Raw genomic sequence first — 14875 nt, forward strand, 5'->3', positions numbered from 1 at the left:
ATTTGTTCAAGAAAACCCCTCTTTATTTGATTTTAGTTGAAATTATACATAGTTTTTTGTGAATCTATTCCACTGTTACGCTTTTTGCTAAGTTTCTTGGCATATCCACATCATTACCTAGACGCACTGCAACTTCAAGTGCAAAGATTTGTAAAACAACCATCATTGAGAAAAACTCCACCATATAATGCTTAGCACTAGGAATCGCAATCCAATCATCACATCCTTCATAATATTCTGCGCTTAAAGCACAAATCATCGCATCACGTGCGCTAAGCTCTTCTACATTGCTTTTAATCTTATCATAGAGTAGGTTTTGTGGCATTAATGCAACACAAAATAATCCTAAGTCCGCTAAAGCAATAGGTCCATGTTTCATCTCTCCACTAGGATAGCCCTCTGCGTGCAGGTAGCTAATTTCTTTAAGTTTCAAAGCTCCCTCTAATGCTAAAGGATAGAAAATATCACGTCCGATAAAGAAAAATCCATGTCCATGCAAGTAGCGACGCGATAAGCGTTTGATATGTTCGTGGAGTTTTTTATTTACCTTTGTTGCAACACTTGCTTCAAGCATTATGCTAGCTTCATTTTTGAGTGTGGCTTTATCTAGGATTCCACGTTTTTGTGCTAGAAAATTTGCTAAAATCCATAGCACCATTACTTGCGTAGCAAAGGCTTTTGTGCTTGCCACACCTTTTTCAATCCCCGCGCGCGTAAGCAAAGAGTAATCACTCTTGCGCACGATAGAGCTATTATCCACATTGCAAATTCCAAGCGTTTTTAATCCGCTTTTTTTTGCAAGTTTTAGTGCTTCAAGTGTATCTGCAGTTTCTCCGCTTTGAGAGATGACAATAAAAAGTTCATTTTTGTGTAAAATAGGTTCTTTGTAGCGAAATTCACTCGCAATCTCTACCTTAGTTTTTAATCTTGCAATGCGTTCTAACAAGTAGCTTCCAGCAATGCTTGCGTGATAGCTTGTTCCACAAGCACATAATGTGATAGAATCAATGGAATCCAAATTTAGCCCTTCTAGCTCATCAAGGCAGAATCCCTCCTCGCTTACACGTCCCATCATTGTTTCTAGCAAGACTTTGTGTTGCTCATAAATTTCTTTTTCCATAAAGAAAGTAAAGCCGTCCTTTTGTGCAGAGAGTTTATCGCCACTTAGAGGTTTTGTGTTGTTAAGTGTGCTAAAGCTTCCTAGCTCCATTTTGCCAATTTCACCATCTTCTAGGTAGCTTACTTCGCTTGCAAGCCCAATTAAAGGTGCATCCGATGATGCAAAAAAGATTTCTTTTTCATCTGCGCTTTTACCAATAAGCAAAGGTGAGCCATTTTTAGCATAAAAGATTGTATTTGGTGCTTTTTGTGTGATGAGCAGAATTGCGTATGCGCCTTTTAAGTCGGCTATTGTCTTTTGAAACGCACTAAAAGGGTCATTTGTTTGTGCTACATAGGATTCAAAAAGATGCACAACCACTTCAGTATCTGTTTGGGAGTAGAAAGTGCAGCCCTGTTTTTGCAGAGATTCTTTGATGCTTTGGTAGTTTTCAATGATTCCATTATGCACAACATTGCTGTAATGCCCGATGTGTGGATGAGCATTCACTTCTGTGGGTTTGCCATGTGTTGCCCAGCGCGTGTGTCCAATGCCTAACCCAAAGCCACTTGTGTGGAATTCTTTGCATTTACGCTCTAAGTTTATAAGTTTGCCAACAGCCTTAAAAGTGTGAAGTTCTCCATTTTCTAACACAGCAATTCCTGCGGAGTCATAGCCTCTATATTCTAGCTCTTTTAAGCCATTTAATAAAAAGGATTTTTTCTCGTTATTGCCTATGTAGCCGATGATTCCACACATTTAGTTTCTCCTGACAAAATAAATTGCAGAATTGTTGCATAAAATGCGTAAAGGAATGGTAAAAGTGGCAAATTTGCTTCAAAATTGTTTAAAATCTATCCCTTTATGCTAAAATTCACGTCAAAATTGTAAGAAAATGTTGTAGCATTTCTAAGTTGTGTGCATAATGTGGATTTAAAGAGTATTGTCCATTAATGGAGATAGTAGCGGAATTTGCACCAAGGGGAGAGGGATTCTATATTATTAGGGGATAAAAGCATTAACATGCATGGAATCTTAAATATGAGGATTAAGAAAGGATTTAAAGCGCATATTTTTTGGGAGAAAATATTAAATTAAGGATAATATTTTTGATGTGGTTTAGAATTTTAAGTGTCTTATGTTTGCCTTTAGTTGTGTATGGTGATGGGCTAGAGGAAAAGTTATATAAAAAACTAAATTTTAGTGCAGATGAGCGCGCTAAAGTTTTGATTTTAGACAAGCAAATGCAGATTTTACAAGTCATTAGTGTGCAAAAGGGGCAAAAAGAATTGAAGCTAAATTTGCAAGACTCTGATGAGCTTTTTGTAACTTTTGTGGAGAATCCCCAGCATTTATCTTCTGCGCCTTTGGCAAAAGATTCTAAATATTTAAAAGAGTTTGCAAATGTGGAATCAAAAGAGATTCAAAAAGAGTCTGCTACAACGCTTAAAGAGGGTGTAGAAAATGCAAGTTTTGAGAGGGATATTAGTCGCTATGAGGCGCGCTTTGAGCGGAATCGTTTATTGGGAGATTTTTTAGGATTTGAGCCTTATAAGTTTAATTACCTCTTACCTGCAAGTGTGAGTTTTAATAAAGAACAAGGGCAAACAAAGCGCACGGAAGCAAAGTTCCAAATTAGCATTAAAAAGTTGCTCATTGATGATTTATTATTTAAGGATTTGGATTTTTATTTTGCTTACACGCAACAGAGTTTTTGGCAGATTTATGATAATGAAAACTCACGCCCATTTAGAGAAAGTAATTATGAGCCTACTTTGTATTTTAGCTATCCTTTAAAACAATATAATGTGTTTTTTGACCGCGTAAATTTTGGCTATGTGCATCAAAGTAATGGAGAGGATTTGCTAAAATCTAGGAGTTGGGATAGACTTTTTATAGAGGGTATTTATGGCTATGAAAATTTTGTTTTAGGGCTTAAGGCGTGGTATCGCATTAAAGAGGATGCTAATAAAGATGATAATCCTGACATTTTGGATTATATGGGATATGGGGAGTTAAGTCTGGGTTATGGGATAAATAAACACCTTTTTACACTTACTTTGCGAAATAATTTGCAATCAGATAATAGAGGAGCATTTATGCTAGATTATTCTTATCCTTTGTATAAGAATCTTTATTTGTATGTGCAGTATTTTAGTGGGTATGGAGAGAGTCTAGCAGACTACAATCACTCTATTGAGCGAGTAGGTGCAGGGTTTTTGTTTGTAAGATAGCCCTATCCTAATAAGGATTGTTGTAAAGCGGAAGTTTTGATGGGGTTTGCTGGGTTTTGTGGGTCGTAAATATCGCTATAAAATTTTTTTGCAACTTCCTTATGAGAACGTAATCTGTGCTTTAGGTAATTCCAACCAATTTCTGGAATAAGTGGATTTGTAGGGTCGTTTTCTATTCCGCGCATTTCTTTTTGCAAGTGTTTAGGGAGCTTGAAAATTGGAATTTTTTTGTCTAATTGCGCTCCTAAAAACATTGGAATAGAGATTCTATCTTGTCCTTTTAGCGGGGATTTCACACGATGCATTGTTGCTTTTAGGTAGCCATTTGTAGCAAGCTCTAGAAATTCTCCGATATTAATGACAAAGGCTTTATCTTTATGTCCCACATCAATCCATTCTCCAGAATCTAACTGCACCTGCAGTCCGCTAACTTTATCAATCATTAAAAGTGTCAAAAATCCATCATCTTTGTGCGCACCAACACCTTGTGTTGCTTGACTATAAGTCTCCCCTTCTTTAGCAATTCCGGGATAGTGGATAAGCTTAACATGTTGGTAAATGTCCTCTTTAAAAAGCGCATCAAAAACATCTTCTTTGCCATATAGAGCTAAAGAGAATGCTCTTAAAAGTGTTAAGCCCATATTTGTTGTTTGTTCTTGCCATAGATAGAATGTTTCTCGTAATTCTTTTTGCGAAGAAAGCCATTGATTTGGTCCATGTAGGCGCATATATGCAGGTAGGTTTGAATCTTTGGTATCTCTCTCAAAGCCTAAATCAAGCTCTTCTCTCCAGTCTTTTGAGCCAAGTGTGTATTCTCCGCCAACTTGTGTGTATCCCCTAAAATGTGGCGAATTATCAATACTGATTTTTAGTTTTTCTTCTAAGGGGAGAGCAAAGAATTCTTGACTTAATGCAAAAAGTCTTTGACAAAGATTCCAATCTACATCATGACCTACAAGGTAAAAAAATCCTATTGTGTGGGCAGCGTAGCGTAAATCCTTGAAAAGTTTCTCTCTTTCGTTGTTGTCGCCTTTTAATAGGGATAAATCAATCACAGGAACATTAGACATGCATAGCCTTTATAAAAAATAAGAAAAGATTATATCACAATTAAATTTTACATCGTGTAAATTGGGTTTTAGAAGAGGTTTGTGGGAGAGATTATTTTTACAACAAAGAGTGAAAATTTTATGCAACTTTAAAGACTAGAGTCTTTGTAAATCCTCTCATTTGAATAAAAATGCAAGTTTCCTAACTCAAGCTAACTTTAAATAAAACCATAATCAAAGAAAAATCCATATTAACTTTTAAAAGTTTTTGACGATATATAATAAATAAGGGGGAATACATGAAAATTAGTAAGTTTTTAGCAGGGTTTCTAATTGCTACGATTGGCTTTAATGCGAATGCAAACGAAATTGAAGTTAAAGTAGGGGAATCTTTAAGTGGTAAAAAAGCACAAGAGGTGCTAAGCAACTCTAAGGAGTTGAATTTTTCTAAAGGTTTTAAAAAACAAACGGTTAGTATGCTAACTAAGGGAATTGGCGGACAATATCCTTTTGATACTTTTTCCATAGATTCATCTACTGATGCGTTATTATCACTAAAAGATTCAAGCGGTAGTGTTATTTTATATGTTGCATACACATTAGATGAAGCGGTAGATACAGGCGATAATTTATTTTTTGATAATTCAAGGTTATTTGATATAAAAACCTACTACATTCAAGAATGGAATAGTAAAACTAATAAGCTAGAAGGCAGATATGTTAATGCCTATGAATATTATAATGGTGGGCATAACTTTAATGCAGCCTATACAGAATGGGGAATGCCACATTCAAATAGCTTTGGAATGTGGATAAAACTTAATGCATATTTTTCAAATCATATTACACTTTTTTCAAGAAATGAAAGTTATAGCGAAGATGGTGGGTATCGTTCTGATTATTTTAACTTTTGGTTATTATCAAATGGACGACTTTCTGTTACAAGTAAAATCACAGATTATTCTGTGGATTCACTAACAACAACAAAACCTATTCCACTTGGTAAATGGGTCTATATTCAAGCAACACAAAATGCCCTAAGCTATCAGATTGGTTGGAAGACACAAGATGGCAGTGATGAAGAGCTAGTAAGTAAAGTCTTTGATAAAGCAACTTTAAATATAAGAGATTGCGACCCAAATTTATATTGCACAAAAAAAGAAAATATTCAAAGGAATAGGGTTTTTGATCATATTTCTTTAATGAAATATGTCAATGAAAATAAAAATGTTATTAACATTAAAGAAGTGTTCTACAATCCTGATATTGGAATGTTTGCACTGATGAATGCTTATAAAGCAAAGGAGCAATTAATTTTTCCTTTCTATTATAGATACGCAGATGAAAAAGGTAATCCTATCATCCATTCAATAAGCGAACTTGCAATTGAAGCTTATAATATTTTATCTGGTGCAGGCTCTTCAAAAATTACCATTGACGATTTTGATATTTATTATGATACTGCAACTTTAAATATCATTGTGGTTGATTTTAGAAATAATAGAAAAGGATCTTGGCAATGACAATTAATCCGCCAAATCTAAATTATGGACTATCTGAAGCTGGTATAAAGAATGTGAAGCTCAATGCTACAAGTTCTATTGTAATTGGCTCTGCAAAAGAGATAAGTGAGAGAAATGAGGTTGCGCGCAATGCTGATGCTATTTTGAATGGTGGCGGTTTAAACTATTTTAAGATGTATGATAGTAGTTATAGCAAAATAAGAACTTTTGGGGAGGCGCATTTAAATTATGATAAATTTGATTTCGCGCTCTCTACGCTCTCTACAAATCGAATGGGCGGAACTTATGCGCAAATTGACTCCATTAGCACATTAAATAGTGCAGGTAAAAGCAAATTCCTTGACACTCCTATTGGACAAATGGAAATCTTTTTAGACTTAGAGGGCGATAATGATAAATACGGAGTTGGAAAAGTTGGCTTTATGGGGCAATTAATCAATTTAGACAACAATAGAGATGGTTATTTAGATGCAGACGATGAGTTTTTTGATAAGTTAAAGCTAAAGGGTTATAACTCTTCTGGAGAAGAAGTTATCTTAAAGCTTAGTGATGTGTATGGTGCGCTAGATTTAACAAAGTTTGTTAAAACGCAAAAAGAAATTGATAATAAATATGTAGTGAGTGGCACAACTCTTTTTCGCCCAGAGGAAAGCTATGATAAAGTAGAGCAAGGGCAGCTTAGGCAGTTATTTAAAAATTATGGCGATAAAGATGGGTGGATTCAAATGGATAATCTGCCTATGGGCATGAATTTTGCGTATAAAAAGCTCAATTTAGATGGTTCTACAAGATTACAAGCCTTTAGTATAGGTGCTTCAAACAATGATAAAGATAAAACTTACATTGAAAATATACAAAGTCGTTTTAATGCAATGTATCTAGACTATTATGCAGAAGATAGTTTTGCTTCTAGATTTGCAATCAAACAAGAGTTTCAAACCATTACAGGAATGCAGTTTAGCGAAGCTAAATTTAAAGAATTTTATGAGGGGCTAAACAATCCAAAAACTGCAGAAAAGTATGCAAATGCCTTAAAGGATATGGACGCAGTTGTCGCAATGCAGCTTAATGCTGATGGCTCTTTCACGCTAAAGTTTGATTCTGGCAGGACATTAGAAGTTGCAGAGCTTTACAGCACAAATGGAGAATTTAACCTCACGCAAAAAGGAGAAAGGGCAAGTGTTATGAGCGAAGCTTCAAGCCTCAATGAAGAAGAACTTAATAAACTTGATTTTACACAAGTGGGAATGCAAACAGATAATGGAATCGTATCTTTAGCAGATTTAGGCATACAATTTATCCAAAAAGAAATGTTTGCAAATGGAAAAATTGCATTTGTTTTAACAAAAGGAAATGGTTCTACACTGATTGCTTCAGATTTATATAAAATCAGGAGTGTAGAAAATATGCTTTTATTTGAAGAGTTAGAAGAAAAAGATAAATTACACCCTAGATTTGAAACAGAAGCATAAGGGATAGATTAAGGTTAGGGTTTATGAGTGCTAACTTTTAAAAGTTTTTGACGATATATAATAAATAAAGGGGGAATACATGAAAATTAGTAAGTTTTTAGCAGGGTTTCTAATTGCTACGATTGGCTTTAGTGCGAATGCAAATGAAATTGAAGTTAAAGTAGGGGAATCTTTAAGTGGCAAAAAAGCACAAGAGGTATTAAAAAATCTTTCTCAGGAAATAAAGTCTATACTAAAGGCTCTACAAAATCCAAAAACAAGAGTAGCAAATAGTATAAAAGGCGGGGAATATCCTTATTACAATGATGTGATTCCACCTTTTAATTCAACAACAGATTCTCTTGCGGCATTAAAAGATAGTCATGGTAATACTATATTATTTGTAGCCTACACGACAAATGTTCCAGTGGCAACAATTGGTGAAAAAGCAACTATTAATCCTGAATTAAAAGATAGGGAAACAGGAGAGAAAACCTACTACATTCAAGAATGGAATAGTAAAACTAATAAGCTAGAAGGCAGATATGTTAATGCCTATGAATATTATAATGGTGGGCATAACTTTAATGCAGCCTATACAGAATGGGGAATGCCACATTCAAATAGCTTTGGAATGTGGATAAAACTTAATGCATATTTTTCAAATCATATTACACTTTTTTCAAGAAATGAAAGTTATAGCGAAGATGGTGGGTATCGTTCTGATTATTTTAACTTTTGGTTATTATCAAATGGACAACTTTCTGTTACAAGTAAAATCACAGATTATTCTGTGGATTCACTAACAACAACAAAACCTATTCCACTTGGTAAATGGGTCTATATTCAAGCAACACAAAATGCCCTAAGCTATCAGATTGGTTGGAAGACACAAGATGGCAGTGATGAAGAGCTAGTAAGTAAAGTCTTTGATAAAGCAACTTTAAATATAAGAGATTGCGACCCAAATTTATATTGCACAAAAAAAGAAAATATTCAAAGGAATAGGGTTTTTGATTTGCGATCATTTGTTGATGTTTATGTAAATAATATAGAATTTAGGAACTATATTAACATTAAAGAAGTGTTCTACAATCCTGATATTAGAATGTTTGCGCTGATGAATGCTTATAATCCGAGTCAAACACTCATAGGAGTTAGCAATGGTTTTACAACTTATCCTATAAATACTATAATTCAAGAATCTTACAATATCCTAACAGGCGGGACTTCTTCTATTTTAAAATACGAAGATATTGATATTTATTACGACCCTAATACAGGAAATATTGTTTTACTAGATTGGAGGATTAATAGGATGGGGGCTAAATGATGTCTATCAATAATAAAATCAACACAACAAAGCTTAATTTAGATAATTTAAGCACTCTAAGCCAGAAAATAGGAGGGAATGCACTTAAATTAAAAGAGCGCACTCCACAAGAAATTGAGCAAAATAAAATGCTTGATATGCAAAAAAAAGTAGATGCAATTCTAAGTAATAACCACTTTGCAACAACATTAGATGAAAATAAAAAACATTATTTTAGCCGATATTTTGCAATCTCTCCAATTCATAATAGAAATGATGGTTATATTCATACAACCACTTCCTTGCCAAAAGAGTACCTCTATCAAGGGTTGCAATTCAACTCTGCTGGAAATTCTAAATTCCTTGACACTCCTATTGGACAAATGGAAATCTTTTTAGACTTAGAGGGCGATAATGATAAATACGGAGTTGGAAAAGTTGGCTTTATGGGGCAATTAATCAATTTAGACAACAATAGAGATGGTTATTTAGATGCAGACGATGAGTTTTTTGATAAGTTAAAGCTAAAGGGTTATAACTCTTCTGGAGAAGAAGTTATCTTAAAGCTTAGTGATGTGTATGGTGCGCTAGATTTAACAAAGTTTGTTAAAACGCAAAAAGAAATTGATAATAAATATGTAGTGAGTGGCACAACTCTTTTTCGCCCAGAGGAAAGCTATCAACAAATGCAAAAAGAAGATATAAAAAAGATATTTGCACAATATGGGGATAAAAATGGCTATATTGACTTTACCAAAACTTATAAGTCTGAGACAGATAAAGAATGGGAAAAAACCTATGTATTTTGGGAATTTATGCAAAGTTCTAATTTTGCCATTAAAGATACAAAGCTAAATGGAGAAACGCGTTTAGAAAGAATGCATTTTGTAACTGATTTTAAATCCCCTCTTGCATTTGCAGAAAATGTAGCAAAATTTGAAAAAGATTTTAAAAGAGGCTTCAATAATAACATTAAAATGCGCTTTGATACAATGTATAACAACTATTATGCAAACGATAGTTTTGCAAATCGTCTTAATATCAAAAGAGAATTTGAAGTTGTAACAGGGTTAGGGTTTAGCGAAGCTAAATTTAAAGAATTTTATGAGGGGTTAAAAGGAGTAGATGCGAGTAAGTATATTGACGCATTAGATGGTGAGCTAGATTATATTAAAGGAATGCTGCTTAATGATGATGGCACTATTACTTTGGATTTTTTCTCTGGTAAGAGTATTAATGTTGCAGAGCTTTACAGCACAAATGGAGAATTTAACCTCACGCAAAAAGGAGAAAGGGCAAGTGTTATGAGCGAAGCTTCAAGCCTCAATGAAGAAGAACTTAATAAACTTGATTTTACACAAGTGGGAATGCAAACAGATAATGGAATCGTATCTTTAGCAGATTTAGGCATACAATTTATCCAAAAAGAAATGTTTGCAAATGGAAAAATTGCATTTGTTTTAACAAAAGGAAATGGTTCTACACTGATTGCTTCAGATTTATATAAAATCAGGAGTGTAGAAAATATGCTTTTATTTGAAGAGTTAGAAGAAAAAGATAAATTACACCCTAGATTTGAAACAGAAGCATAAGGGATAGATTTTTCACTGCTTAAGCCACTTTGCTCTTTATACTGCTTTTTTGTTCGTATTGCGATATTCTTGGGATTTACTTTTTGTCTGTTTATGGGTTTGCTTAATGAGGTTAAATTAAGGGGTTTGGAATCCTTTAAGGATTCCATCGGTTTTTACTCCACTTCTGCGTCAATAACATCATCATCTTTTTTGTTATTAGCTTGTGCGTTTGGATTTTGCGCATTGTCGTCTTTTTTATACATTGCTTCTGCAAGTTTATGGCTTGCTTCTGTTAATGCTTTAACCTTTGCGTCAATTTCTTCTTTTGTGGCGTTGTCATTTTTAAGCACATCTTTTAGTGCATTAATCGCATTTTGAATTTTTTCAGATTCGTTTGCGTCAATTTTATCTTTCATTTCATCTAGGCTTTTTTGTGTTTGATATACTAGGCTATCTGCTTGATTGCGCACTTCGATAATTTCTTTTTTCTTTTTATCTTCTTCTTTGTTGAGTTCGGCATCTTTTACCATTTTTTCAATTTCAGAATCAGAAAGCCCACTAGAACCTGTAATTTTAATTTCTTGTGCTTTTCCTGTCGCTTTGTCTTTTGCGCTAACGGTTAAGATTCCATTTGCATCAATGTCAAAAGTTACTTCAATTTGGGGCACACCTCTTGGTGCTGCTGGGATTCCGCTTAGCTCAAAATTTCCTAGCACTTTATTATCACGTGCCAACTCTCGCTCACCTTGTAATACTTGGATTGTTACAGCAGGTTGATTGTCTTCTGCTGTGGAGAAAACCTGATTTTTCTTTGTTGGAATTGTTGTGCCACGTTCAATAATTCTAGTCATCACGCCACCTAGTGTTTCAATTCCTAAAGAAAGTGGTGTAACATCAAGCAAAAGCACATCTTTGACATCACCTTTTAACACGCCCCCTTGAATAGCAGCACCTACCGCGACAACTTCGTCAGGGTTGACGGATTTATTAAGTTCTTTGCCGATAAATTCTTTTACGCGTTCTTGCACTTTTGGGATTCTTGTAGAACCTCCCACCATTACAACTTCGTTGATTTCATCTTTGTTTAAATCCGCATCTTTAATTACGTTGCCGATTTTGTCAATGGTTTGGTTAATGTATTGCTCAATTAAGCCCTCAAATTTTGCTCTTGTAAGTTTTTTTACTAAGTGTTGTGGTCCTGCTCCTGTCATTGTGATAAAAGGCAAGTTGATTTCAGTTTCTTGCGCACTACTTAGTTCTTTTTTAGCATTTTCTGCTGCCTCTTTTAGTCTCTGAAGTGCCATTACATCATTTTTAAGATTTACGCCTTGCTCACTTTCAAATTCGCTGACTAGCCAATCAATAATGGCATTGTCAAAATCATCTCCACCTAAAAATGCATCGCCACCTGTCGCTTTGACTTCCACAACATTATCGCCTGTTTCAAGAACGGTAACATCAAATGTTCCACCCCCTAAGTCATACACTACGATATTTTCGGATTGTTTTTTATCTAATCCATACGCAAGGGCTGCCGAAGTTGGTTCGTTAATAATCCTTAAAACATTTAATCCTGCAATCGTTCCTGCTTCTTTTGTTGCCTTTCTTTGCGCATCATTAAAATACGCTGGCACAGTGATAACTGCTTCTGTAACTTCTTCTCCGAGATAGCTTTCTGCATCGGCTTTTAGCTTCATTAGAATCTTAGCTGAAATTTCTTGCGGAGTGTAAATCTTGCCTGCAATTTCAATCGCACATGCTCCATTTCTATCTACTACCTTATAAGGAAGCCTTTTTTTAGCTTCTTGTGCTTTGTCTTCATTAAACATTAGCCCCATAATTCTTTTAATAGAATAGATAGTTTTTTCTGGATTTGTAACAGCTTGTCTTTTTGCTGGGTCTCCTACTAAAATTTCGCCTTTATCTGTGAAAGCTACAATTGAGGGGGTTGTGTTTTTTCCCTCTTTGTTTGCAATGATTTTTGCCTCATTGCCCTCAAATACCGCCATTGCTGAATTTGTTGTTCCTAAGTCAATTCCTAATACTTTTCCCATTATGTGTCCTTTAAAATGAATTTAATTATTTTGCAATGCTTACCATTGATGGTCGCAAAACTCTTTCTTTATATGTGTAGCCTTTTTGCATTACTGCAACAATATCCCCTGTATTATGCTCTGGGCTTTCAACTTGCAAAATTGCATCGTGAAAATTTGGGTCAAATGCACCATCAGTAGCAATGGGCGTAATCCCGTGTTTAGCAAGAGACTTTAGCAGATTCTCTAGTGTTAATGCTATGCCTTCTTCGATTTTACTCAAAATAGAATCTGTATGCTCTGCATTTGTTTTAGAATCTTGAATGCTTTTTAGAGCAATTTCTAGCGCATCAATACTAGGCAATAAGTCTTTTGCAATTCTTTCATAGGCATACTCTAATGCTTGATCTTTATCGCGTTCTAAACGTTTTTTTGTGTTTTCAAAATCTGCATAAGCACGTACATATTGTTCTTTTAGCTCCGCAATTTGCGTTTGCAATGCTTCATTTGTAGAATCTTCCATTGTGCAATCGCAATCTTGAGAAGGTTGCTCAAGACTTTCAGTCTCTTGTTGCAACTGCTCATCGTGCAACTGCTCATCGTGTTTGTTATCTTGCACTACTGCTCCTTTTTAGTTAATCAACAACTTAAAAGATGAATTTTAGCAATTATTCTCTCAAATTTCAAGCAAAATTATATAACTTTAGCCTTTCATTGTCAAGTTTAATTAATAAAATAAACTAAACTTTCTTAAAAATTAAAATTCAATTTTACAAAATATGAGGTTTTGTGTAGTGGCATTTAGTATTTTTTTGCTTTTAAGTAAAACTGCGTTATGCTATAAGAATCATATAAAATTTAAGGTTGCTTACAAGAGGTGCTTAGGAATGTTTGGAAAATATTTAGTTGGAATTAGAAGCGCGTTTATGCTTGCTTGTTTATTAGTCCAAGTTGCACAGGCGGTGAATAAGGGTGCAGAACATATAGAAAACAAAAGTGTAGAGCAAAAGATAGAAAAACACACAGAATTTGTGGTGGAAAATGGGAAAACCATCGTTTTAAGCACAACAATGCAGAATCCAAAACCCATAATGTTTAACAAGAGAGCTTACCAGTGGGTTGCACATCCAAGCGATACGACAAAAAAAATTGTGATTTTAGCGATACCTTACCATACAAAGCCTAGCATTATAGCCTTAGAGAGCGGGGCTAAAGTGGAAGTGGTACAAGGAAATTACAAGAAAGAGAGCATTCAAGTTAGTCAAAGCAAGGCAAAGCCAAATCCTAAAAACCAAGAACGTATTAAAAGAGAACGTGATGAAGCAAATGCAATTTATAGTAATTATAGTCAAGAGCGTCTCTGGGATTCTGCATTTGTTCTGCCAATGCAGAGCAAAATTACAAGCTCTTACGGGAATGCGCGTGTGTTTAATGGAGAGATTAGAAGTTATCATAGCGGCACAGATTTTAGAGCAGCTATTGGCACAAAGATTTTTGCAAGTAATCGCGGTAAAGTTGTGATTGCAAAAGAACGTTTTTTAGCTGGGGGTTCAGTGGTATTAGATCATGGGGAAGGCGTGTTTAGTATGTATTACCATTGTAGTGAGATTAAAGTTAAAGTTGGCGATATTGTGGAAAAAGGCACACTAGTTGCACTTAGTGGTGCGACAGGGCGCGTGAGTGGTCCGCATTTGCACTTTGGAATCTTAGTGCGTGGAGCACAAGTAGATCCTCTAGATTTTATTGCGCAAGTCAATGGGCTTTTTGCTAGTAATTAAGGGGATTATATGGATTATAATATTGATGGAGAGGTTTTAAAAAATCTCAAAATAATTTCACTCTCAATGTTTCGTAAAAACTTTTTTGGAATCTTTCATGGCTCTTTATCTACAAAGCTTGAAGAAGGGCATTTTTTGATTAACAAAAAAGACGCTATTTTTGATGATTTAAATCAAGATTCTTTGATTATGCTCTACCACAAGCGAGATTATCGCTGGAGCGAAGCAAGCGTTGATGCATTCATTCATTCGCTAATTTATCAAAATATTCCAAATGCAAAATATATTGCTTATAGTATGCCCCCTTTTACTGTATCTTATACGCTTACACATAAACAAATCGTTCCTAAAGACTACTTTGGCTACAAAATGCTAGGCACACTAGATGTGTATGACCCAAAGGATTTTGACAATTGGTATGAGCGCGCTGATATTGAGATAAATCGTTATTTTAAAGAAAGTGATAAAAAAATTATGGTGATTAAGGGTTATGGTGTTTATGTGTATCATAGAGACTTACAGATATTATCTAAGTTGTTAGCGCTTTTAGAGGACACTTGCAAGATTCTGCATTTTAGTTCTATTTTGGAGGCTAGTAAGCAAAATCAGGATTTATTTGATATTTAGAAACTCTAAAAAATCTTTTTATTTAAAAATTTTTGAAAGTTTAAATAAATGCAATAAAATAAAATGTTTCTTTTAGCGGCTTAAAGTTTTAATGCATAAAATTATTACGCATAAGAAATTTGTAAATGCTGCAACAAGAAAGTATGCAAATAAGTTTGCATTAGATAAGGCGGAATCTTGTTTTTTAAGATTCCT

General features: G+C 34.5%; 11 protein-coding genes. 7 read left to right on the forward strand and 4 right to left on the reverse strand.

Annotated features, from left to right (window positions below; genetic code table 11):
* Positions 1-64: 64 nt before the first annotated feature.
* A complete protein-coding gene (glmS, locus tag K4G57_RS03865; protein ID WP_221531888.1) occupies positions 65-1858 on the reverse strand; it encodes a glutamine--fructose-6-phosphate transaminase (isomerizing) in 1794 nt (597 codons plus the stop codon).
* A 353-nt stretch (positions 1859-2211) separates the two neighbouring features.
* Between glmS and K4G57_RS03870 the strand changes: the two genes are divergently transcribed.
* Positions 2212-3333: a phospholipase A gene (locus K4G57_RS03870; protein WP_221531959.1), complete on the forward strand. Its 1122-nt coding sequence runs from the start codon at positions 2212-2214 to the stop codon at positions 3331-3333.
* Between the two features lie 2 nt (positions 3334-3335).
* Here K4G57_RS03870 and K4G57_RS03875 read toward each other — a convergent pair whose 3' ends face one another.
* Positions 3336-4403 carry an isopenicillin N synthase family dioxygenase gene (locus K4G57_RS03875; RefSeq protein ID WP_221531887.1) on the reverse strand — a complete coding sequence of 356 codons (1068 nt, stop codon included), beginning with the start codon at positions 4401-4403 and terminating at the stop codon, positions 3336-3338.
* 278 nt (positions 4404-4681) lie between these two features.
* Here K4G57_RS03875 and K4G57_RS03880 point away from each other — a divergent pair, with 278 nt between their 5' ends.
* The 4 genes from K4G57_RS03880 (at position 4682) to K4G57_RS03895 (ending at position 10260) form a co-directional block, all read left to right on the forward strand.
* A complete protein-coding gene (locus K4G57_RS03880; RefSeq protein ID WP_221531886.1) occupies positions 4682-5905 on the forward strand; it encodes a LamG-like jellyroll fold domain-containing protein in 1224 nt (407 codons plus the stop codon).
* A complete protein-coding gene (locus tag K4G57_RS03885; RefSeq protein ID WP_221531885.1) occupies positions 5902-7377 on the forward strand; it encodes a hypothetical protein in 1476 nt (491 codons plus the stop codon). The genes K4G57_RS03880 and K4G57_RS03885 overlap by 4 nt, the downstream gene beginning before the upstream one ends.
* 79 nt (positions 7378-7456) lie before the next feature.
* Positions 7457-8689 (forward strand): LamG-like jellyroll fold domain-containing protein, encoded by a 1233-nt coding sequence (locus K4G57_RS03890; RefSeq protein WP_221531884.1) that lies wholly within the window; start codon positions 7457-7459, stop codon positions 8687-8689.
* Complete coding sequence (locus K4G57_RS03895) at positions 8686-10260, forward strand: hypothetical protein (RefSeq protein ID WP_221531883.1); 1575 nt, start codon at positions 8686-8688, stop codon at positions 10258-10260. The genes K4G57_RS03890 and K4G57_RS03895 overlap by 4 nt, the downstream gene beginning before the upstream one ends.
* A gap of 155 nt (positions 10261-10415) precedes the next feature.
* On the opposite strand, the gene dnaK is transcribed toward K4G57_RS03895, so the two are convergent.
* Positions 10416-12296: a molecular chaperone DnaK gene (dnaK, locus tag K4G57_RS03900; protein WP_221531882.1), complete on the reverse strand. Its 1881-nt coding sequence runs from the start codon at positions 12294-12296 to the stop codon at positions 10416-10418.
* Positions 12297-12321: 25 nt separating this feature from the next.
* Positions 12322-12894, reverse strand: a complete 573-nt coding sequence (grpE, locus tag K4G57_RS03905; RefSeq protein WP_221531881.1) for a nucleotide exchange factor GrpE — start codon at positions 12892-12894, stop codon at positions 12322-12324.
* Positions 12895-13162: 268 nt separating this feature from the next.
* Between grpE and pgp3 the strand changes: the two genes are divergently transcribed.
* Together pgp3 and K4G57_RS03915 are read left to right on the forward strand one after the other, a co-directional pair.
* On the forward strand, positions 13163-14053 hold the full coding sequence (gene pgp3 / locus K4G57_RS03910) for a peptidoglycan metallopeptidase Pgp3 (protein ID WP_236033204.1): 891 nt from the start codon (positions 13163-13165) through the stop codon (positions 14051-14053).
* Between the two features lie 9 nt (positions 14054-14062).
* Complete coding sequence (locus tag K4G57_RS03915; protein ID WP_221531880.1) at positions 14063-14680, forward strand: class II aldolase and adducin N-terminal domain-containing protein; 618 nt, start codon at positions 14063-14065, stop codon at positions 14678-14680.
* The last annotated feature ends 195 nt before the right edge of the window (positions 14681-14875 follow it).

The organism is Helicobacter turcicus, from assembly GCF_019711685.1.
GTDB lineage: Bacteria > Campylobacterota > Campylobacteria > Campylobacterales > Helicobacteraceae > Helicobacter_D > Helicobacter_D turcicus.